Annotated in this window: 18 protein-coding genes; 8 read left to right on the top strand and 10 right to left on the bottom strand. The window is 70.9% G+C overall.

Translation table 11 applies throughout. The features are described 5' to 3' along the window. Positions 1 to 14 precede the first annotated feature (14 nt). The 6 genes from Vgi01_RS07590 to Vgi01_RS07565 all read right to left on the bottom strand — a co-directional run bounded on the left by Vgi01_RS07590 (position 15) and on the right by Vgi01_RS07565 (position 6,645). Positions 15 to 1,196: an ROK family transcriptional regulator gene (locus Vgi01_RS07590; protein ID WP_204290548.1), complete on the bottom strand. Its 1,182-nt coding sequence runs from the start codon at positions 1,194 to 1,196 to the stop codon at positions 15 to 17. 28 nt (positions 1,197 to 1,224) lie between these two features. Continuing rightward, on the bottom strand, positions 1,225 to 2,484 hold the full coding sequence (locus tag Vgi01_RS07585) for a sugar ABC transporter permease (protein ID WP_102658813.1): 1,260 nt from the start codon (positions 2,482 to 2,484) through the stop codon (positions 1,225 to 1,227). Next, positions 2,481 to 3,299, bottom strand: a complete 819-nt coding sequence (locus tag Vgi01_RS07580; protein WP_102658814.1) for an ATP-binding cassette domain-containing protein — start codon at positions 3,297 to 3,299, stop codon at positions 2,481 to 2,483. The genes Vgi01_RS07585 and Vgi01_RS07580 overlap by 4 nt, the downstream gene beginning before the upstream one ends. A 101-nt stretch (positions 3,300 to 3,400) precedes the next feature. Next, positions 3,401 to 4,498 (bottom strand): sugar ABC transporter substrate-binding protein, encoded by a 1,098-nt coding sequence (locus Vgi01_RS07575; RefSeq protein ID WP_102658815.1) that lies wholly within the window; start codon positions 4,496 to 4,498, stop codon positions 3,401 to 3,403. Positions 4,499 to 4,850: 352 nt separating this feature from the next. Next, positions 4,851 to 5,330 (bottom strand): Cys-tRNA(Pro) deacylase, encoded by a 480-nt coding sequence (ybaK, locus tag Vgi01_RS07570; protein WP_102658816.1) that lies wholly within the window; start codon positions 5,328 to 5,330, stop codon positions 4,851 to 4,853. A gap of 67 nt (positions 5,331 to 5,397) precedes the next feature. After that, positions 5,398 to 6,645 (bottom strand): THUMP-like domain-containing protein, encoded by a 1,248-nt coding sequence (locus Vgi01_RS07565; RefSeq protein ID WP_204290547.1) that lies wholly within the window; start codon positions 6,643 to 6,645, stop codon positions 5,398 to 5,400. Between the two features lie 488 nt (positions 6,646 to 7,133). Here Vgi01_RS07565 and groES point away from each other — a divergent pair, with 488 nt between their 5' ends. Next, on the top strand, positions 7,134 to 7,442 hold the full coding sequence (groES, locus tag Vgi01_RS07560; protein WP_013735873.1) for a co-chaperone GroES: 309 nt from the start codon (positions 7,134 to 7,136) through the stop codon (positions 7,440 to 7,442). Positions 7,443 to 7,512: 70 nt separating this feature from the next. Next, a complete protein-coding gene (groL, locus tag Vgi01_RS07555; RefSeq protein ID WP_102658818.1) occupies positions 7,513 to 9,156 on the top strand; it encodes a chaperonin GroEL in 1,644 nt (547 codons plus the stop codon). Between the two features lie 183 nt (positions 9,157 to 9,339). Here the strand turns inward: groL and Vgi01_RS07550 are convergent, their stop codons facing one another. Further along, positions 9,340 to 9,723, bottom strand: a complete 384-nt coding sequence (locus Vgi01_RS07550; protein WP_043725796.1) for a WhiB family transcriptional regulator — start codon at positions 9,721 to 9,723, stop codon at positions 9,340 to 9,342. Between the two features lie 255 nt (positions 9,724 to 9,978). Between Vgi01_RS07550 and Vgi01_RS07545 the strand changes: the two genes are divergently transcribed. Then, positions 9,979 to 10,776 (top strand): helix-turn-helix transcriptional regulator, encoded by a 798-nt coding sequence (locus Vgi01_RS07545; RefSeq protein WP_102658819.1) that lies wholly within the window; start codon positions 9,979 to 9,981, stop codon positions 10,774 to 10,776. An 83-nt stretch (positions 10,777 to 10,859) separates the two neighbouring features. Here Vgi01_RS07545 and Vgi01_RS07540 read toward each other — a convergent pair whose 3' ends face one another. Beyond that, positions 10,860 to 11,279 (bottom strand): DUF5319 domain-containing protein, encoded by a 420-nt coding sequence (locus Vgi01_RS07540; RefSeq protein WP_013735869.1) that lies wholly within the window; start codon positions 11,277 to 11,279, stop codon positions 10,860 to 10,862. 217 nt (positions 11,280 to 11,496) lie between these two features. Between Vgi01_RS07540 and guaB the strand changes: the two genes are divergently transcribed. The 3 genes from guaB to Vgi01_RS07525 all read left to right on the top strand — a co-directional run bounded on the left by guaB (position 11,497) and on the right by Vgi01_RS07525 (position 15,762). Beyond that, positions 11,497 to 13,059, top strand: coding sequence for an IMP dehydrogenase (guaB, locus tag Vgi01_RS07535; RefSeq protein WP_102658820.1), 1,563 nt, complete (start codon positions 11,497 to 11,499; stop codon positions 13,057 to 13,059). 28 nt (positions 13,060 to 13,087) lie between these two features. Beyond that, the gene (locus Vgi01_RS07530) at positions 13,088 to 14,206 is read left to right on the top strand and encodes a GuaB3 family IMP dehydrogenase-related protein (RefSeq protein ID WP_102658821.1); all 1,119 of its coding nucleotides are present in this window, start codon (positions 13,088 to 13,090) and stop codon (positions 14,204 to 14,206) included. Between the two features lie 158 nt (positions 14,207 to 14,364). Next, entirely contained in the window at positions 14,365 to 15,762 is a 1,398-nt protein-coding gene (locus Vgi01_RS07525) for a M1 family metallopeptidase (RefSeq protein WP_204290567.1), read from the top strand. Here Vgi01_RS07525 and Vgi01_RS07520 read toward each other — a convergent pair. Continuing rightward, positions 15,702 to 15,926 carry a hypothetical protein gene (locus tag Vgi01_RS07520; protein ID WP_204290546.1) on the bottom strand — a complete coding sequence of 75 codons (225 nt, stop codon included), beginning with the start codon at positions 15,924 to 15,926 and terminating at the stop codon, positions 15,702 to 15,704. The genes Vgi01_RS07525 and Vgi01_RS07520 overlap by 61 nt on opposite strands. Before the next feature lie 97 nt (positions 15,927 to 16,023). After that, positions 16,024 to 17,127: an LCP family protein gene (locus Vgi01_RS07515; RefSeq protein WP_204290545.1), complete on the bottom strand. Its 1,104-nt coding sequence runs from the start codon at positions 17,125 to 17,127 to the stop codon at positions 16,024 to 16,026. Positions 17,128 to 17,301: 174 nt separating this feature from the next. Here Vgi01_RS07515 and Vgi01_RS07510 point away from each other — a divergent pair, with 174 nt between their 5' ends. Beyond that, entirely contained in the window at positions 17,302 to 18,966 is a 1,665-nt protein-coding gene (locus tag Vgi01_RS07510; protein WP_204290544.1) for an FAD-dependent oxidoreductase, read from the top strand. A 178-nt stretch (positions 18,967 to 19,144) separates the two neighbouring features. Beyond that, entirely contained in the window at positions 19,145 to 20,701 is a 1,557-nt protein-coding gene (guaA, locus tag Vgi01_RS07505) for a glutamine-hydrolyzing GMP synthase (protein ID WP_204290543.1), read from the top strand. The last annotated feature ends 136 nt before the right edge of the window (positions 20,702 to 20,837 follow it).

The raw sequence follows: 20,837 nt of genomic DNA, 5'->3' as shown, positions 1-20,837 counted from the left end.
TGGGTGCGGACAGCTCAGCCGACGTCGAGGGGGTCGGCGAGCAGCCGGTCGAAGGCCAGTTCGGCGGCGCCGATCAGCGGGGCGTCCGCGCCGAGCATGGGGGTGCGCAGGCGTACGTGCTCCAGGCAGGCGGGCAGCCCGTTGGAGTTGAGCCGGCTGCGTACCTGTGCGGCGGCGGCCAGGTACAGGTCACGCATCGTCCCACCGAAGATGACCATCTCCGGGTTGAAGATGTTGACCAGGTTGGCCACCCCGAAGCCCAGCCAGTCGCCGGCCTGGCGTACCGCCGTCTGCGCCCGGGCATCGCCCCGGTCGGCGGCGTCGAAGACCGCCAGCAGCGCGTCGCGGCCCCGGGCGTCGGAGCGCCCGGCGGCGCGCAGCAGTCCGTGCTCGCCGATCTCGGTCTCCCAGCAGCCCCGGTTGCCGCACTCGCAGCGTGCCCCGTCGCGGGCCACCACCATGTGACCGACCTCGCCGCTGTAGCCGCCGTGCCCGGTCAACCGTCGACCACCGGCGATGATCCCGGCGCCGACGCCCACGTCCCCGTAGAGGTAGATGACGTTGTCGCAGCCGGCGGCGGTGCCCCGGGCGTGTTCGGCGAAGGCTGCCACGTCCGCCACGTTCCCGACCGTGACCGGCACCTCGACGCCGAGTTCGGCGCTGACCGCCGCCCCGATCGGCTCGTCCACCCAGCCGGTGGCCGGCCCGAGCCGGACCAGGCCGTCGTCGCGGCGCACCATGCCGCAGACCGCGATGCCGGCGCCGACGCAGACGGCATCGGCCGGCAGCGCCTGCCGCATCTCCTTGACCGCCCCGGCCAGCAGCGGCGCGGCCTCCGCGGCGGAGAGACCGCGCGGCCGGTCCAGTTCCCGGCGGTCGAGCACCGCGCCGCCGAGACCGACTCGCGCGGCCCGCAGCCGATCCACCTCGATGCTGTACGCGTACGCGAAGATCCGGTCCGACTCGGGCCGGACGACAAGCGACGGTCGTCCGGCCCGGCCGGTTTCCTTCGGCGCCCCCTCGGTCACCAGGCCGGCCGCGGCGAGGTCGGCGGTGAGCGCGCCGATGGTGCTCCGGTTCAACCCGAGTGCGTTCGTCAACTCGGCGCGCGTTGTCGCCCCGTGCAGGTGCACGTAACGCAGCAGCGCGCCGAGATTCTGCCGGCGGATCTCGTCCTGGCTGGGTCCTACGCGCATCGGGTGGTTACTACTTTCGGTGGTGCGTTCAGCGGTTTCCGGTGGCCGAAGCTCGTCGTCGGGACAGCGCGTCGACACTGGCCGCGAGCAACAGCACGACGCCGGTGACCACGTACTTGACGCCGGAGCTGTAGCCCATCAGACCCATCCCATTGTCGATCACGGCCACGACGGCGCCACCGAGGACCGCGTCCAGGATGCGCCCCTTGCCGCCGAAGAGGCTGGTGCCACCGATCACCGCCGCGCCCACGGCGTAGAGCAGCACGTTGCTGCCGCCGGTGTTCGGGTCCACGGAGTTGGCCCGGCTGGCTGCCACGATCCCGCCGACCGCGGCCATGGTCGAGCAGATCATGAAGGCCGAGATGCGGATGCGGTCCACGTTGATGCCGGCCCGCCGGGCCGCTTCCCGGTTGCCGCCGACCGCGTAGATGTGCCGGCCGTAGCTGGTGCGCTGGAGCACGAAGGTCAGGACCACCAGCAGTACGGCGACGATCGGCACCACGATCGGCACCCCCTTGAGGGAGGTGATCAGCACGTTGAGGCTGCGCTCCAGGTTGAGCACGTAGACGGCGAGGCCCAGGACCAGCGCCAGGGCGGCGATGCGACCCAGCACCACCGGGAACGGATCGTTGATCAGGTTCCGGGCGGCACGGCTGCGGTAGCGCAGCAGTTGCACCACGGCGAATCCGGCGACCGCGATCGCGGCGAGGGTCCAGCCGAGCGCGACCGGCATGTTGCGGTTGACGATCGCCACCACCACCGGCTCGCGGACGGAGATGTTGCGGCCCTCCTTCATCAGCAGCAGCACCACCCCCTGGAAGGCGAGGAAGCCGGCGAGGGTGACCACGAAGGAGGGGATGCCCACCTTGGCGACCAGGAAGCCCAGGATGGTGCCGATGACCATGCCGGTGAGCAGGGCGGCGAGCACCGCGACGTACCACGGGTAGCCCAGGACGGTGATCAGGTTGGCAAGCACTGCCGCGCAGACCCCGCTGGCGAAGCCGGCCGACAGGTCGATCTCGCCGAGCAGCAGGACGAAGACCAGACCCATCGCGATCAGGGTGACCGCCGCGCCCTGGGTGAACAGGTTGGCGAAGTTGCCGGCGGTGAGGAACGACGGCCGCATGATCGAGAAGATGGTGCAGAGGACGAGCAGACCGGCGACCGCAGGCAGCGCGCCGATGTCTCCACCCCGTACCCGCTGCCAGTAGCCGCGGACGTGGCTGCCGACGGTGGGTGCCGGTGCGACGGCGGCCGGGCCCTCCTTCGTGACGGCGGTGATGCTCATGAGACGCCTCCTGTGGTGCTGTCGGCCGGCGCCGCGCCGTTGCCGTTGACGCCCGGGTCGACGGCGAGTCCGAGTTCGCCGGAGCGGCCGGCGGTGATCAGCTCGACCACCTGGGCGTGGGTGATCTCTGTCGTCTTCACCTGGGCGACCATCTGACCGAGGTAGAGCGCGGCGATGCGGTCGGAGACGGCGAAGACGTCGTTCATGTTGTGCGAGATGAGGACGACGGCCAGGCCGTTGTCGGCCAGCCGGCGAACGAGTTCGAGAACCTGGGCGGTCTGCGCGACGCCGAGCGCGGCGGTCGGCTCGTCCAGGATCACCAGCTTGCTGTTCCAGAGCACCGCCTTGGCGATCGCCACGGTCTGGCGCTGCCCACCGGAGAGGCTGGAGACGTGCTGGCGCAGGGACTTGACGGTGCGTACGGAGAGCCCGGCCAGGGTCTCCGCGGCCATCTGTTCCATCGTCGGTTCGTCCAGGACGAGGCCGTTGCGCTTCTCCCGCCCGAGGAACATGTTCTGCACGATGTCGAGGTTGTCGCAGAGCGCGAGATCCTGGTAGACGACCTCGATGCCGAGCGAGGCGGCGTCGCGCGGACTGCTGATGGTGACCGGTTGGCCGTCGAAGACGAACTCGCCGGCGTCGATGGGATAGATGCCGCTGATGCACTTGACCAGGGTCGACTTGCCGGCGCCGTTGTCACCGACGAGCGCGGTGACCTCGCCCGGGTAGGCGGCGAAGGCGACGTCGCGCAGCACCTGGACGGGACCGAAACTCTTGTCGATCCCGCGTAGCTCCAGCAGTGGGGTCGCGGACACGGGGTTCTCCTTATTCCACGGAGGGAGATCGGGGCCCGTCCAGCGACGCCGCCCGGTACGGGGTTGCCGTACCGGGCGGCGTCACTCTGGCGGGGGACAGGTCAGCTGATGCCCGCGTCGGCGCAGAGCTTGGCGTAGTCGCCGGTGCAGACCTGTTCCTTGGTCACGTAACCGTCGGCGATGACGTCCTTGACGTTCTCCTTGTAGATCGCCGCGGGGGTGAGCAGGACGGCGGGCACGTCGCGGTTGCCCTCCGGGTCCCGGACCGTCTGGCCGGTCTGCTTGCGCTCGCCCTTGGCCAGCGCGATGGCCAGCTCGGCGGCGGCGTCCGCCTCCTTCTTGACCGCCTTGTAGACCGTCATGCACTGGTCACCGGCGAGGATGTTCTGCAGCGCCTGCGGGTCGGCGTCCTGCCCGGTCACCGGGACCTTGCCGTTGAGGTTGTTCTTCTTCAGCACCGAGATGGCGGCGTTGCCGAGGCCGTCGTTCGCGGAGAGCACGCCGTCGATCTTGCCGCCGGTCTTGGTGAGCTGCTGCTCGAAGATGGTCGCGGCCTGCGTGTTGTCCCAGTCCGGCACGGAGTCGTCGGCGGCCTTGGTGTACTCGCCGGAGTCGAACTTCGGCTTGAGGACCGAGTCGTAGCCCTCCTTGAACAGGGTCGCGTTGTTGTCGGTCGGCGAGCCGTTGAGGTAGGCGATCGCCGGCTTCTCCGCCTTCGCGTCGGTGAGGCACTTGACCAGGCCCTCGCCCTGGAGCTTGCCGACCGCCACGTTGTCGAAGCTGACGTAGTACTCCGCCGAGCCGCCGAGGGTCAGGCGGTCGTAGTCGATGGTGGCGACACCCTGGGACTTGGCCTTGTCCAGGACGGCCTTGCCGGTGCCGGAGTCCAGGTTGACGATCATCAGCACGGTGACCCCGCTGGTGATCATCTGGTCGGCGAGGGTCTGGAAGGCGTTCTTGTCGCCCTGCGCGTTCTGGATGTCCGACTCGATGCCGGCCGCGTCGAACGCCTCCTTGAGGAACCTGCGGTCCGCGCTCTCCCAGCGGACCGAGGAGCTGCTGTCCGGCAGGATCACGCCGATCTTCGGGGTCTTGCCGGAGCCGCCGCCGGCCTGGTCGCCGGAATCGTCGCCGCAGGCCGTCAGGCTGCCGAGGGCGAGCACGCCCACAGCACCGATGGCGAGGAAGCCCTTGCGCATGTGCAGGGTCCTTTCGAGAGTGGGAAGGTGTCGGTGTGTCGATGGTGTTCTTTTGTTGTGCCCGGCAACGTATTCCGCTGCCGGGCGCCGACACAAGGGCGCGCTGGGCGCTAATTTGTTGTCGGCAGTAACAATTCGGCAACGCCCATGAAGCGCTCACGTCACCGCAGCGGCATCGGTCAGCTGTAATGCCTGGTCAGACGCCACATCAGCGGACGTGGCGGACGGCAGCGGGTTCACGCCCCGGCGAAACCTGGCCTCATCGGGCCAGGAGGTGGGGCGATCGACACGGTCTCCCGGCTGACCCGCGCGCCGGGACCCCACCGTTGCGGCGCAACGGTGCTGGTCGAGGTCAGCCGGTGGCGAGGGGTGCGGTCCGGGCGTCGGTGAGGGCGACCAGGTCGGCCGGGGCCAGTTCGACCTGAAGGCCGCGCCGGCCCGCCGACACGTACACCGTGTCGTGCTCCAGGGCGGAGTCGTCGAGCACCGTGGGTAGCCGCTTACGCTGCCCCAGTGGGCTGATGCCGCCGCGTACGTAGCCGGTGGCGCGTTCGGCGGCACCGCGTTCGGCAAGCGTGGCCCGCTTGCCGCCGACCGCCGCGGCCAGCGCCTTGAGGTCCAACTCGCCGGTCACCGGCACGATCGCCACGGTGAGGGCACCGTCCACCTCGGCGATCAGGGTCTTGAAGACCCGTCCGGGTGGTACGCCGATCGCGGCGGCGACCAACGCGCCGTAGTTCGGCGAGTCCGCCGCGACATCGTAGGGATGGGTGCGATGGGTGATGCGGTGCTTCGTCAGCAGCACCATCGCCGGCGTACCCCGTCCCGTCATGTGCGCCAACCTAACTGCGCCCCCGGCCCGGAGGCCAGCAGCTTTCCCGCCTCGACCCTGCGTGGCCCTAGCCGGTGACCGGCTGGCAGACCAGCACCGTCGGGGCGGCGGCGACCCGGGTCAGCACCAGGCTCGCCGGTTGGTCACCGGCCAGCCGCAGGTCGTGCCGGAGTCGTTCGGGTTCCAGCGCCGAGCCACGCTTGAGGATCTCCACCCGGCCGACCCGGCGCTCCCGCAGCAACGCGCGCAGGCGCTTCAGCGAGAACGGCAGCACGTCGGTCACCTCCAGGCAGCGGGCGTACGGCGTCGGCGTCGGCGCGTCGGCATAGAGGTAGGCGATGCTCGGGTCGGCCAGCGAGGCATCCAGGTCGGCGGCGAGTTCGGCGACCAGGTGGGCGCGGAGCACCGCCGGGTCCGGGTCGTACACGAAGCGGCGTACCGGCCCGACAGGTGCCTCCTGCCGCCCCGAACCGACGAGTTGGTGGACGCTCGTTCCGTCGACGGGGTGATAAGAAGGGGCCCCTTTACTACCGGAGGCGTTAACAGGGGGCCCTTCCTTCAACACGGTCGCGCGGCGGGGGGTTTCGGCGAGCGGGCCGCACCAGAGCGCCGCCTCGACCAGGTTGCCGTCGACGCTCACCCACTCGGCCTCGGCACCGGCGGGGATGAGGGCGTGGTCGAGACCGGGGGCGACCTTCACCACCGTCCGGGGCACCCGTTGCGCGAGCCCGGTGACGAAGTCCCACGGCGGCGAGTACGAGTTCGGGTCGAAGATCCGACGTCCCGTTCCGGCCCGGCGGCGCGCCGGGTCGCAGAAGACCGCCTCGACCCGGTTCACGTCGAACGCCGTCGCATCCCCGCACTCGACGGTGAACAGCTCGGTCAGCCCGGCGGCCTGCGCGTTCGCCTCGGCCAGCGCGGCGGTGAGCGGGTCGGCCTCCACGCCGTACACCCGGATGCCGGTCCGGGCGGCGGCGAGCGCGTCGGCCCCCAGTCCGCAACCCAGGTCGGCCAGGCTGGTCACCCCGGCCTCGCGCAGCCGGTGCGCGCGGCGTCGCGCGACCACCCCTCGGGTGGCCTGTTCCAGGCCGGGCCGGGTGAAGAACATGCCGCTCGCCGCCGGCCCGAACTTGCCCGCCGCCCGGCGGCGGAGCTCCGCCTGGGTCAGCGCCGCCGCCGCCAACCCGGCGGGGATCCCGGCCGAGCGCAGCGCCGCCGCCGCGGCCAGCGGGTCACCGCCGGCCACCCGGGCCGCCGCCGCGAGCGCGCCCGACCCCTCGGGCGTACGCAACGCCGCAAGCTGCTCCAGATCCACCCACCCATTGTCCCGACCCACCCGACCCCACTGACCGCCCCACCCACCCGGCCCCGCCCCCACCCACCCGGCCCCGGCCTGGACCGCCCGGCCGGCTCGCCTGGGCAGGCCGCCCGCCCGGCCCGGCTGGCTTGATCGACACCGTTACGCCGGAGTGGCGGTGTCCCGGCGCGTGGGTTGCCGCTACTTCGGCGTAACGGTGTCGATCAAGCCCCTGAAACCGGGGACCGGGCGGGCCGCGGGTGTCGGAAAGGTGTCGACACGAAGGGGGAGCGTTGGCACTCTCCTTGACGGAGTGCTAGCCGAGGAATAACCTGCGATTAGCACTCTCACCCTGAGGGTGCCAACCCTCGGGCCCTCGTGCCCGGGAGTTGAACGCCAGGCGGACCGGCACCCGCGACGACGGCCCCGCCCGGTGGCATGTGGCAGACCGACGCTGGTCGGTACGCCGACCGGTAACGAAACCAGTACCCCAGGAGGGTATGCCCGTGACTACCGCGACCAAGGTTGCGATCAAGCCGCTCGAGGACCGGATCCTGGTCCAGGCGAACGAGGCTGAGACCACCACTGCGTCGGGCATCGTGATTCCCGACACCGCCAAGGAGAAGCCGCAGGAGGGCACCGTCCTCGCTGTCGGCCCGGGTCGTTTCGACGACGACGGTGACCGGATCCCGATGGACGTCAAGGTGGGCGACACCGTCCTCTACTCGAAGTACGGCGGCACCGAGGTCAAGTACGCCGGCGAGGAGTACCTGGTGCTCTCCGCCCGCGACGTCCTCGCGATCATCGAGAAGTAAGCAACCGATCAGTGTCGTTGCCCCGGACCGGCTCGCCGGGCCGGGGCAACGTCGCTTCGAAGGGACATACATGGCGAAGATCCTGAGCTTCTCGGATGACGCCCGGCACCAGCTGGAGCACGGTGTCAACGCGCTCGCGAACGCGGTCAAGGTCACTCTCGGGCCGCGCGGGCGCAACGTCGTCCTGGACAAGAAATTCGGTGCGCCGACGATCACCAACGATGGTGTGACCATCGCCAAGGAGATCGAGCTCACCAACCCGTACGAGAACCTGGGCGCGCAGCTGGTCAAGGAGGTGGCGACCAAGACCAACGACGTCGCCGGCGACGGGACCACCACCGCGACCGTGCTGGCCCAGGCGATGGTCCGCGAGGGCCTGCGCAACGTGACCGCGGGCGCCAACCCGGCCGGTCTCAAGCGGGGCATCGACGCCGCTGCGGCCAAGGTCTCCGAGGCGCTGCTCGGCAAGGCCGTCGAGGTCTCCGACAAGAAGTCCGTCGCGCACGTGGCGACGATCTCGGCGCAGGACTCCACAATCGGTGAGCTGATCGCCGAGGCGATGGAGCGGGTCGGCCGCGACGGTGTGATCACCGTCGAGGAAGGCTCGGCGCTGCAGACCGAACTGGACGTCACCGAGGGCCTCCAGTTCGACAAGGGCTTCATCTCGCCGAACTTCGTCACCGACGTGGAGGCGCAGGAGTCGGTCCTGGAGGACGCGTACATCCTGATCACCACGCAGAAGATCTCGGCGATCGAGGAGCTGCTGCCGCTGCTGGAGAAGGTCCTCCAGGACAACAAGCCGCTGCTGATCGTCGCCGAGGACGTCGAGGGTCAGGCGCTGTCCACCCTGGTGGTCAACTCGATCCGCAAGACCCTCAAGGTCTGCGCGGTCAAGGCGCCCGGCTTCGGTGACCGCCGCAAGGCGATGCTGCAGGACATGGCGATCCTGACCGGTGCCGAGCTGGTCGCGCCCGAGCTGGGCTACAAGCTCGACCAGGTCGGCCTGGAGGTGCTCGGCACCGCCCGGCGCATCGTGGTCGACAAGGAGAACACCACGATCGTCGACGGTGGTGGCCAGGCCAGCGAGGTCGCCGACCGGGTCGCCCAGATCCGCAAGGAGATCGAGGCTTCGGACTCCGACTGGGACCGGGAGAAGCTGGCCGAGCGGCTGGCCAAGCTCTCCGGTGGCATCGCCGTGGTCAAGGTCGGCGCGGCCACCGAGGTCGAGATGAAGGAGCGCAAGCACCGCATCGAGGACGCCATCGCCGCGACCAAGGCCGCGGTCGAGGAGGGTACGGTGCCCGGCGGTGGCGCCGCCCTGGCCCAGATCCTGTCGGTGCTCGACGACGACCTCGGCTTCACCGGTGACGAGAAGGTCGGTGTGTCGATCGTGCGCAAGGCGCTTGTCGAGCCGCTGCGCTGGATCGCCCAGAACGCCGGGCACGACGGGTACGTCGTGGTGCAGAAGGTCACCGAGGGCAAGTGGGGCCACGGCCTCGACGCCGCCATCGGCGACTACGTGGACCTGGCCGCGTCCGGCATCATCGACCCGGTGAAGGTGACCCGTAACGCGGTCACCAACGCCGCGTCCATCGCCGGCCTGCTGCTCACCACCGAGAGCCTCGTGGTGGAGAAGCCCAAGGAGCCGGAGGCCGCCGCAGCCGGTCACGGCCACGGTCACGGTCACAGCCACCAGCACGGCCCGGGCTTCTGAGCCGTCCGTGACACGGTACGGCGGGTGCGCCGCTCTCCCGGAGCACCCGCCGTACCGCTCAGCGGCTGTCAGCTGACCGGGTGCAGCACACGAGGACCAGCCGGCACCACAGTTCCCACCGTGGTGCCGGAAGCACGCTGCCGCGCCCTGTGCAGGGCGCGGCAGCGGTGGTTCATGGCTGGATCAGGCGACGTTGCGTTGGGTGGGGACGGTCGACCGGTGGCTGCTGCCCAGTCGGGCCTCCAGGCGGGCGACGTCCACCCGGGTCTGCCGGCGGTCGGCGAGATCCTCCCAGCCGACCGCGAGCAGCCGTAGCCGCTCGGATTCGCTGAAGCCGCCCCACACTCCGTACGGCTCCCGCACGGTCAGGGCGTGCGCGGCGCATTCGGCCCGTACCGGGCAGGCGCGGCAGACGGCCTTGGCGCCCGATTCCCGGCGCAGCCGCGACGAGCCCCGCTCGCCGTCCGGGTGGAAGAACTGCGCGCTGTCCCGGCCACGGCAGGCGCCCAGACGTTGCCAGTCCCACAGGTCGACGATGGGTCCGGGCAGTCTACGTACGTTCGACATCAGCACCCCTCCTCTCGCGCGGCACCGCGAGATGCTTGTTGGCCGGCTTGTCCGGGTGGCGGGCCGCGCAGGGCACCGTTCCCGGCCTTGAGCCCCCGGTACCCCGACCGCTCTCCGCTCACACGTCTTGTGATCCAAAAGCTGTGGCGACTTGGGGCAAATGACCTATCTGTCGGAAAACTTGGGAGGATTGCCCGGAAGTTCCTCCCGAGGCTGCCCGGTCATGGTCTGCTCGTCTGCGGAGAGGAGATCGTTGTGCGTACCGTTCTTGTGTGCGTTCGGACGCCGCTCGCTGCACAGCATTTGACTTCCGCAGCGGCGCGGCTGGGATTGTCCGGTGCTGTCCGGACGGCCGTCTCCGACCCCGAGGTGATGCTGCGGCTGGCCGAGCGTCCCGCCGACGTGGTGCTCGCCGACACCGCCCTCACCCGCCCCGACAGTGCCGGGTTCGTCCGGCGGGTACTGGCACGCGCGCCGCAGGCCGCGGTGCTGCTGCTCGGTATGGAGGAGTCCGAGGCGGCGGCGGCGACGATCCACGCCGGAGCGCGTGGGCTGATCCAGGGCATCGACCATGACCTGACCAGCGCGGTCGCCAAGGCGCTGCTGCTGCTGGCCGCACCGGGTCGGGCCAACCGGAACCGGATCGCCGACCCGGCGCGGGACACCGCGGCGGTGGGCGGCCCTCGGCCGGCACCAAACGGTCGGCCCACCGGCGACAGCTCCCCGACCTGGACGGCAACGGACGCGGCGGGCAGCCCCGCGATGGTGCCGGTGCAGCGCGGCGAGGATCCGGCCGAGCCGGACGCCGAGGAGGAGAAGGGCACCGCCGCCAGGCCGCCCCGCGCCGACCGGTCCACGATTGGGCTCACCGAACGCGAGTTGCAGGTGCTGCTCGGCATGGCCGAGGGCAAGAGCAACGCCGAGATCGGCCGTGAGTTGTTCGTCTCCGAGGACACCGTGAAAACCCACGCCCGACGGCTGTTCCGCAAGCTCGGTGCCCGGGACCGGGCCCACGCGGTGGCCGCCGGATTCCGTGCTGGCCTGGTCGCCTGAAGGCGGTAGGCCGACCCCGCCGGGGCGAGTCCTCTGTGGGTGAGCGGCCGTGCTCCGCTGATGCCGTCACCCGGGCGGGCGGGTCAGTCCCGGGAGGCGGCCTCGTCCTCGCTGTCCTCGGTGCCTTCGCTGAGTGTGTCGTGCACACCGTCGGCGTAGCCGCGCGCGTAGTCCCAGGTGACGTAGTGGTCCGGGTCCGGGTCGAAGGCCGGCTCGTGCACCCGGGGTCGCCCGGAGCTGAGCAGGTGCCGCAGGTTGCCCCGGAGCAGGTCCCAGTCGAAGTAGTGCGGCTCGCGGCAGTCCTCACACTCGATGACGAGCCCGCGTACGCCGATCGGCGCGAGCAGCGCCTGGTAGATCTCCAGATCGGCGAGATCCTCCAGCACGTCCTGACGTTCGACGTCGGTCAGTGGGTCGAGCGAGGAGTCGCGGTCAGGGTCGTCCAGGCCGGCTGCCGGGTCGGCGGGGTCGCCGGTGAACGGGTCGATGGGCTCGTCTTGCACCCCCTCACCGTAGACCTAAGCACCCGCCGATGCCCGTCCCCCGTCGAGCAATCCAGCTCGGGACATCCCGTCGCCGCGTCTTCGCCGCACCTACCGCCGCTCGCGGGTGCCACCGGAGCCACTGGGTACGATGGGGCCGACGCCTTCCTGCCCGGCCGTTCGCCGGTGCCCAGACCACCCTCACTGCAGCCCGTTCGAGCAGCTCAGGAGAGCAATCGTGGAGAATTCGCCCCAGACCGACCTTTCCGCCGGCGCCGATGCTGGCGAGCTGGGCGGCCACCTGCCCGAGCTGCCGGCGGGCTCGGCCCGGGTGGTGCCGCTGGGGCTGACCTTCGACGACGTGCTGCTGCAGCCCGGCGAGTCGGACGTGGTGCCCAGCCGGGTGAACACCGTCACCCGGCTCACCCGCAACGTCACCCTCTCCATCCCGCTGCTGTCCAGCGCGATGGACACGGTGACCGAGGCGCGGATGGCGATCGCCATGGCCCGCCAGGGCGGCATCGGCGTGCTGCACCGCAACCTCTCCGTGGAGGACCAGGCGCTCCAGGTCGACCTGGTGAAGCGCTCCGAGTCCGGCATGATCACCAACCCGGTCACCGCCAGCCCGGACGACACCCTGCGTGAGGTCGACCAGCTCTGCGGGCGTTACCGGATCTCCGGCGTGCCGGTGGTGGACGCCGAGGGGCAACTGGTCGGCATCGTCACCAACCGGGACATGCGGTTCGTCTCCGACCCGGCCACGCCGGTCCGCGACATCATGACCCAGCCGCCGCTGGTCACCGCCCCGGTCGGGGTGAGCAAGGACGACGCGCTGGGCCTGCTGCGTCAGCACAAGGTCGAGAAGCTGCCGATCGTCGACGGTGCCGGCAAGCTGCGCGGGCTGATCACCGTGAAGGACTTCACCAAGAGCGAGCAGTACCCGAACGCCACCAAGGACGACGCCGGTCGCCTGCGGGTGGCCGCGGCGATCGGGGTCGGCGAGGACGCCTACAAGCGGGCCCGGGCGCTCGTCGACGCGGGCGTCGACGTGCTGATCGTGGACACCGCGCACGGCCACCAGCGGGCCGTGCTGGAGATGGTCGCCCGGCTGAAGAAGGACGTCGCCATCGACATCGTCGGCGGCAACGTGGCCACCTACGCCGGGGCGAAGGCGCTCGTCGACGCTGGTGCCGACGGGGTGAAGGTGGGCGTCGGCCCGGGTGCCATCTGCACCACCCGGATCGTGGCCGGTGTCGGCGTGCCGCAGATCACGGCGATCATGGAGGCCGCCCGGGCGGCCCGACCGGCCGGCGTGCCGGTGATCGGCGACGGTGGCATCCAGTATTCGGGCGACATCGCCAAGGCGCTGGTCGCCGGGGCCGACACGGTGATGCTCGGCAGCCTGCTGGCCGGCTGCGAGGAGAGCCCCGGTGAGCTGATCTTCGTCAACGGCAAGCAGTTCAAGGCGTACCGGGGGATGGGTTCGCTCGGCGCGATGCAGTCGCGTGGGCAGGCGAAGTCGTACTCCAAGGACCGCTACTTCCAGCAGGACGTGACGAGCGACGAGAAGCTGGTCCCGGAGGGTGTCGAGGGCCAGGTGCCCTACCGTGGGCCGCTGTCGCGGATGGCCCACCAGCTCGTCGGTGGCCTGCGGCTGGCGATGGGGTACGCGGGCGCGGAGAGCATCGCGGAGCTGCACCAGCGTGGCCAGCTGATCCGGATCACCGCAGCCGGGCTCAAGGAGAGCCACCCGCACGACATCCAGATGACCGTCGAGGCACCGAACTACCACACCCGCTGACACCCCTTTCGTTGGAACTGGAGCCCACATGCGTGACGTGGTCGAGATCGGGCTGGGCAAGACCGCGCAGCGCGGCTACCACCTGGACGACATCGCCATCGTGCCGAGCCGGCGTACCCGGGACGTCGACGACGTCTCCACCGGCTGGCAGTTGGACGCGTACCAGTTCGGCATCCCCTGCGTGGGGCACCCCTCCGACGCGACGATGAGCCCGGCCTCGGCGGTCCGCCTGGGCCAGCTCGGCGGCCTCGGTGTGCTCAACGTCGAGGGGCTCTGGACCCGCTACGAGAACCCGACCAAGGTGCTGGAGGAGTTGGCCGGTCTGGGCGAGGACGCCCGCGCCACCAAGCGGCTCCAGGAGGTGTACGCCGAGCCGATCCGCCCGGATCTGATCACCGAGCGGGTCCGCGAGCTGCGCGCCGGCGGCGGCACGGTGGCGGTGCGGGTCTCCCCGCAGCACACCCTGGCGCTGGCCCCGGTGATCCTCGACGCGGGCGTCGACCTCCTGGTCATCCAGGGCACCATCGTCTCGGCCGAGCACGTCTCGACCACCGACGAGCCGCTCAACCTCAAGGAGTTCATCGCCGACCTCGACCTGCCGGTCATCGTCGGCGGCTGCACCGACTACAAGACCGCACTGCACCTGATGCGTACCGGCGCGGCCGGTGTGATCATCGGCATCGGTGGCGACGAGTGGTCCACCACCGAGTCGGTGCTCGGCATCCGGGTGCCGATGGCCACCGCGATCGCCGACGCCGCCGCCGCCCGGCGGGACTACCTGGACGAGACCGGTGGCCGGTACGTGCACCTGATCGCCGACGGCGACATCCGTACCTCCGGGGACATCGCCAAGGCGCTCGGCTGCGGCGCGGACGCGGTCATGCTCGGCGAGCCCCTGTCGCTCTGCGCGGAGGCCCCGGCGGGCGGTGCCTGGTGGCACTCGGCCGCCAGCCACCCGTCACTGCCCCGAGGCGCCTTCGAGGTGGCCGGCGAACCGCTCGGCTCCATGGAACGTCTCCTCTTCGGCCCCGCCGACGAGCCGGACGGCCAACTCAACCTCTTCGGCGGCCTCCGCCGCGCCATGGCCAAGTGCGGCTACCGCGACCTCAAGGAATTCCAAAAAGTAGGCCTCGTCCTCGACCGCTGACCCCCCCCGCCCCCACCCCCCCCGCCCCACCCCCACCCCCTTCCTGCGTCGATCATGGAGTTGTGGTCGCAGGTTCGTGGTGGTTTCGGGTGGTTCGCCGCGACCGCAAGTGCAAGATCGACGGGGTGGGCGGCGGTAGGCTCGGCGGGGTGAGCAGGGTGGTGGGGTTGCGGTGGCGTGGGGTTGCGGTGGCGGTGGTGGCTGCCGTGGCGCTGGTGAGTTGCACGGGGGAGAATGAGGACGGGTTCCGGCCGGGCAGTGTGGACGTTGCCGATCCGTACGTGCCGGGCAGTGGCAACGGTGGTTACGACGTCGACAATTACCGGCTCGCGGTGCGGTACGACCCGGCCGACGACCGGCTCGTTGGGCGGGCCGTGGTGACCGCGACCGCCACGCAGAACCTCTCCCGGTTCAACCTCGACCTGAGCGGTCTCACGGTCGACTCGGTCACCGTGGACGGTGCCTCCGCCGAGCACCGGCAGGCCGACGGCGAACTGGTCGTCACGCCGAACCGGAGGCTGGAGAACCTCAGCCGGTTCACCGTCGAGGTGAGCTACGCCGGGGTGCCCACGGCGGTCACCGACGGCGTGCTGGGCAGCGGTGGTTTCCAGCACACCGACGACGGGGCGATCGCCCTGGGCCAACCGCACTCGGCGGCGACCTGGTTCCCGGTCAACGACCACCCCTCCGACAAGGCGACCTACGACATCGAGGTGACGGTCCCCGAAGGGCTCGCCGCGCTGAGCAACGGTGTACCGGGGGAGCGGACCACGGCCGACGGGTGGACCACCTGGCGTTGGGCCGAGCGGTCACCGATGGCGAGTTACCTGACCACACTGGTGATCGGTGACTACCGGGTGGACGTCGGCACGCACAGCGGCAAGCCGCTGATCACGGCCGTGCCGGCCGACATGCCGGCCACCGGGCCGCAGGCCCGGTCACTGTCGCGCACCGGTGAGATCGCCGACTACCTGGCCGGTCTCTTCGGGCCGTACCCGTTCGAGGCGTACGGCGGGGTGGTGGTGGCCGACCCGAGGATCGGGTACGCGTTGGAGACACAGTCCCGGCCGGTCTACGGGCCCGGGTTCTTCCGCTCCGGGGAGCCGAACTACGGCGTGGTCGTCCACGAGGTGGCCCACCAGTGGTTCGGCAACAGTGTGGCGCTGGCCCGGTGGAGTGACATCTGGCTCAACGAGGGCTTCGCCAGCTACGCCGAGTGGCTCTGGGAGGAACACGACGGCGGCCCGAGCGCCCAACGCAACTTCGAGCAGCAGTACGCCGTGACGGACTGGTCCCGGCCCACCCTGGACCCCGGCCCCGGCGCGATGTTCAGCGCTGCCGTCTACAAGCGCGGTGCACTTGTCGTGCACGCGTTGCGGCGTACCGTCGGCGACGACGACTTCTTCCGGATCCTGCGCACCTGGACCACCGAACGGCGGGACGGCACCGCGACCACGGCTGACTTCGTCGCCCTGGCCGAGCGGGTCTCCGGGCGTCAGCTGGGCTCGTTCTTCGACGCCTGGTTGACAGGTACCACCGCACCGGCGTTGCCCTGACCCGCCGCCCGGGCGCTGGTCGCCCGGCGGGCGGCGCGCTCACCACGCCAACTGTGGCGGACCGCCACTCCGCGAGCCGCCAGGCGGTCCGGGACCTCCGGGTCGTCGAGGTCCGCGTGAAAGGCGTCGAGGCTGCGCAGCTGAGGTAGCGACTCCAGCGTCACCGCCGAGGCGCAGAAGCCGGTCCAGTAGGGCGTTCAGCACGCCGAGGTGCAGGCCGCGGTCGGCGAAGACGAGATCCACGATCTTGACAGTATCGCCCTATCGGGGCACCACCAGTTTCGGGTGCTCGGCGAGGAACTCGTCGACCTTGCCGGCCCGCAACTCGGTGATGAAGCGGCGGCCGGTCTGGGTCAGTTCCTCGCCCCGGTAGGCGTTGCCCCTACCGAGGGCCGCGCCGGGCAGGGTGACGAGCGTCAGCGCGTCGGGGGAGAGCCCGCCGAGGGCGTACGCGAACTCCACGATCCGTCGCCCGCCGACGTAGACGAGCATGTCGCCGAGGGCCGCCACCACCTGCTCGACCCGCTCGGGCTGGCGGGCCAGGTCGGTGTCGAGGATCTTGCCGACCAGCGACCGGATCAGTTGCTGCTGGTGGCGTTGCCGGGTGTAGTCGCCGCCGGGCAGGTAGCGCTGTCGGGCGTAGTCAAGCGCCTGCCAGCCGTTGAGGTGCCGATCGCCGGGCTCGTAGACCATCTGCGGTCCGACGTACCCGCCGACGCCCGGCCCGGGTGAGCGGTGCTTGCCGTCGGGCTGGCGATGCCGCGAGACCACCCGCTGGTCGACGTGGATGTCGACGCCGCCGAGGCTGTCCACCAACTCGTCGAATCCGCCGAAGGTGAGCACCGCGCCGGCGTCGATGCGCAGCCCGGTGTAGTCGCTCACCACCTGGCTCAGCAACTCGTACCCCTGTGCCGGGTCCGGCTGCTTCGGGCGGTCCGGCACCCGGCTGCCGTAGCTCATCGCGTTGGTGAGCTTGGTCCGCCCGCCCCGGTAGCCGGCCGGCTTGAACGCCGGGACGTCCACCACCAGGTCGCGGGGGAGCGAGAAGAGGTACGCCCGGGACAACCCCGCCGGTACGTGCAGGATGAGCACCGCGTCGGCGTGCGGCTCCCAACCCGGCACGCTGACCCGGGTGTCGATGCCGACCAGCAGCAGGTTGAGCGGGCCGGTGATGTCGGCACCCGGCGGCGGGGTGCTCGGGCTCGGGCTCGGTGGCGCGTCGGCCGACGCGCTCGGGGCGGTCGGTGTGCTCCGGTCGGTGCCGACCAGCCGGGTGATCACCACCGCGCCGACGGCCACCACCGCCACCGCGACCAGGGCGGCAAGCACAAGCGTCAGTCGTCTCCGAGGTTCTCCGAGCATCATTCCCCCGCCTTCTTCGAGCACCTGTCGACACAACGCCGTGAGGTGGGCTCAGGGTTGCGTCGACCTCGGTGTCGCTTCGATCACCCGCGTGGGCTTCTCCCGGCGGGCTGCGCAGCATGATTGCGCGCACACTGCTCCTGGCGCGAGGGCTACTCGTGAGTAATGATTCGAGGCATGCGGTACGACGTGGTCGTCATCGGGTCGGGCTTCGGCGGTAGCGTGGCCGCCCTGCGGCTGGCCGAGAAGGGTTACTCGGTCGGCGTCCTGGAGGCGGGCCGACGGTTCGCCGACGACGAGTTCCCGAAGACCTCGTGGCGGCTTCGGCGGTTCCTCTGGGCGCCGAAGCTGGGCTGCTTCGGCCTGCAACGGATCACCCTGCTGCGGGCGGCCGACCGGCGGGCCGGCGGCGGGGTGCTGGTGCTGTCCGGTTCGGGGGTCGGCGGCGGCTCGTTGGTCTACGCCAACACGCTGTACGAGCCGCTTGACGCCTTCTACACCGACCCCCAGTGGCGGGACATCACCGACTGGCGGGCCGAACTCGCCCCGCACTTCGCCCAGGCGAAGCGGATGCTCGGGGTGACCACGTACCCGCTGCACACCGCCGCGGACCGGGCGATGCGGCGGGTGGCCGACCGGATGGGGGTGGGGGACACCTTCCACGCCACTCCGGTCGGGGTGTACATCGGGCGACCGGGGGAGCGGGTGGCCGACCCGTACTTCGGCGGTGCCGGGCCGGAGCGTACCGGCTGCACCAACTGTGGCGCCTGCATGACCGGATGCCGGTACGGCGCGAAGAACACCCTGGTCAAGAACTACCTGTGGTTGGCTGAGCGAATCGGTGCCCAGGTGCATCCGCTGACCACGGTCACCGCCGTGCGGCCGTCCGGCGACGGGTACACCGTGCACACCGAACGCACCGGCGCCTGGCTGCGCAAGCGCCCGCAGGTGATCCACGCCGATCAGGTGGTCTTCGCCGCCGGGGCGTTGGGCACCCAACGGCTGCTGCACGAGATGCGTGAGCGTGGTGCCCTGCCCAACATCTCGCCGACGCTGGGGAAGCTGACCCGGACCAACTCGGAGGCCATCCTCGGCGCCTCGGTGCCGCGTCGCCGGGCCCGGGCCGCAGGAGTGGACTACACCGAGGGGGTGGCGATCACCAGCTCGTTCCACCCCGACCCGCAGACCCATATCGAGCCGGTCCGCTACGGGCGCGGCTCGAACGCGATGGCTCTGCTGCAGTCCCTGCTTGTCGACGGCGGGCCGCACCGGGTACGCCGCTGGCTCGGTCAACTCGTCCGGCATCCCTGGCAGGCCGCCCGGCTGCTGCTGGTGCGCAACTGGTCGGAGCGTACGGTGATCGCCCTGGTGATGCAGTCGGCGGACAACTCGCTCACCACCCGGCTGCGGCGCGGGCCGCTGGGTCGTCGACTGGTCGCCGCCCCCGGCCACGGCACCCCCAACCCGACCTGGATCCCCGCGGGCAACCGGGCGGCCCGACTGCTCGCCGAGGAGATCGGCGGTACGCCCGGCGGCGCGCTCACCGAACCGTTCGACATCCCGATGACCGCCCACATCCTCGGCGGCGCGGTGATCGGCGCCACTCCCGAGACCGGGGTCATCGACCCGTACCACCGCGTCTACGGCCACCCCGGCCTGCACGTCGTCGACGGCGCCGCCATCTCGGCCAACCTGGGCGTCAACCCCTCTCTCACCATCACCGCCCAGGCCGAGCGCGCCATGTCCCTCTGGCCCAACAAGAACACCCCCGACCCCCGCCCCCCACACCCCTCCCCCTACCGCCCCCTCACTCCCATCCCCCCAACCCACCCCGCCCTCTAGCCCCCGCCCCCCATCCCCCGTCGATCTTGCACTTTCTGCCGGGGCAAAGGGTGCACAAGCCGCGTATTCGCGACCGAAAGTGCAAGATCGACGGGGGATGGGGTGTGGGGTGGGGAGGAGCGCGAGGAGGGTGGGGTGGGGGTGGGGGAGGGGGTGACTGTCGGTAGGCTTGCTGCACATGAGCCTGCCGCGTCCTGTCCTCGTGGTCGACTTCGGTGCCCAGTACGCCCAGCTGATCGCGCGCCGGGTGCGTGAGGCCAAGGTCTACTCCGAGATCGTCCCGCACTCCATGCCCGTGGCCGAGATGCTGGCCAAGAACCCGGCCGCGATCATCCTGTCCGGCGGTCCGGCCAGCGTCTACGCGCCCGACGCCCCGCAGGTGGACGGCGGGCTGTTCACGGCGGGGGTGCCGGTCTTCGGCATCTGCTACGGCTTCCAGGCGATGGCGCAGGCCCTGGGCGGCACGGTGGCGCGCACCGGCAACCGGGAGTACGGCGGCACGCCGCTGCGCCCCCGCCTGCTCGAACCGGGCGTACTGCTCCGTGACCTGCCGGCCGACCTTCCGGTCTGGATGAGCCACGGCGACTGTGTCACCGAGGCGCCGGAGGGCTTCACGGTGACCGCCGAGTCCGCCGGTGCACCGGTCGCCGCCTTCGAGGACGTGGCCGGTCGGCGGGCCGGTGTGCAGTTCCACCCCGAGGTGGGGCACACCGCGCACGGGCAGGAGATGCTGACCCGCTTCCTGTACGAGATCGCCGGGATCGAGCCCACCTGGACGCCTCAGAACATCATCGACGAGCAGGTGGCCCGCATCCGCGAGCAGGTCGGCGACAAGGAGGTCATCTGCGGCCTCAGCGGCGGGGTGGACTCTGCGGTCGCCGCCGCGCTTGTGCACAAGGCCGTCGGTGACCAGCTCACCTGCGTCTTCGTCGACCACGGTCTGCTGCGCGCCGGTGAGGCCGAGCAGGTGGAGAAGGACTACGTCGCGGCCACCGGCATCAAGCTCAAGGTGGTCGACGCGGCCGACCGGTTCCTCGGTGCGCTGGCCGGGGTGACCGACCCGGAGCAGAAGCGGAAGATCATCGGCCGGGAGTTCATCCGGGTCTTCGAGGCCGCCGCCCGGGAGATCGCCTCGCACGGTGACGTGGAGTTCCTGGTGCAGGGCACCCTCTACCCGGACGTGGTCGAGTCCGGTGGCGGCACCGGCACCGCCAACATCAAGAGCCACCACAACGTCGGTGGGCTGCCCGAGGACCTGAAGTTCGCCCTGGTCGAGCCGCTGCGCACGCTGTTCAAGGACGAGGTCCGTACCCTCGGCCTGCAACTCGGCCTGCCCGAGGCGATGGTCTGGCGGCACCCGTTCCCCGGCCCCGGCCTGGCCATCAGGATCATCGGCGCGGTCGACCAGGAGCGCCTGGACGTGCTGCGCCGGGCCGACTTCATCGCCCGGCAGGAGCTGAGCGCCGCCGGTCTGGACCGCGACGTCTGGCAGTTCCCGGTGGTGCTGCTGGCCGACGTACGCAGCGTCGGCGTGCAGGGCGACGGGCGCAGCTACGGTCACCCCGTGGTGCTGCGCCCGGTCTCCAGCGAGGACGCCATGACGGCCGACTGGTCGCGCCTGCCCTACGACGTGATCGCCCGGATCTCCACCCGGATCACCAACGAGGTCGCCGAGGTGAACCGGGTGGTCCTGGACGTGACCAGCAAGCCGCCGGGCACCATCGAGTGGGAGTGACGCCGACTCAGGCCGGCGGCTGAGCAGCCGCCTCGGGCCTGGTCGGCGCGGTGCCTTCGGCGGTGGCGATCCGTACCGTCGGCGCGCTGCTCTCCTGCGCCGCGTCCGGCGCGGCACCGGTCGCCGCTGCGACAGT

It is taken from the genome of Micromonospora gifhornensis, from assembly GCF_016863515.1.
GTDB classification, from domain to species: Bacteria; Actinomycetota; Actinomycetes; order Mycobacteriales; family Micromonosporaceae; genus Micromonospora; species Micromonospora gifhornensis.
This window is presented reverse-complemented; position numbering and strand designations above follow the sequence as displayed.

What these genes read in the sequence shown, in the direction of transcription:
- Vgi01_RS07550 (WP_043725796.1), bottom strand. Translation starts at nt 9,723, where the DNA reads ATGTCGAACGTACGTAGACTGCCCGGACCCATCGTCGACCTGTGGGAC.
- groL (WP_102658818.1), top strand. Translation starts at nt 7,513, where the DNA reads ATGGCGAAGATCCTGAGCTTCTCGGATGACGCCCGGCACCAGCTGGAG.
- ybaK (WP_102658816.1), bottom strand. Translation starts at nt 5,330, where the DNA reads ATGACGGGACGGGGTACGCCGGCGATGGTGCTGCTGACGAAGCACCGC.
- Vgi01_RS07590 (WP_204290548.1), bottom strand. Translation starts at nt 1,196, where the DNA reads ATGCGCGTAGGACCCAGCCAGGACGAGATCCGCCGGCAGAATCTCGGC.
- Vgi01_RS07510 (WP_204290544.1), top strand. Translation starts at nt 17,302, where the DNA reads ATGCGGTACGACGTGGTCGTCATCGGGTCGGGCTTCGGCGGTAGCGTG.
- Vgi01_RS07585 (WP_102658813.1), bottom strand. Translation starts at nt 2,484, where the DNA reads ATGAGCATCACCGCCGTCACGAAGGAGGGCCCGGCCGCCGTCGCACCG.
- Vgi01_RS07575 (WP_102658815.1), bottom strand. Translation starts at nt 4,498, where the DNA reads ATGCGCAAGGGCTTCCTCGCCATCGGTGCTGTGGGCGTGCTCGCCCTC.
- Vgi01_RS07515 (WP_204290545.1), bottom strand. Translation starts at nt 17,127, where the DNA reads ATGATGCTCGGAGAACCTCGGAGACGACTGACGCTTGTGCTTGCCGCC.
- Vgi01_RS07530 (WP_102658821.1), top strand. Translation starts at nt 13,088, where the DNA reads ATGCGTGACGTGGTCGAGATCGGGCTGGGCAAGACCGCGCAGCGCGGC.
- guaA (WP_204290543.1), top strand. Translation starts at nt 19,145, where the DNA reads ATGAGCCTGCCGCGTCCTGTCCTCGTGGTCGACTTCGGTGCCCAGTAC.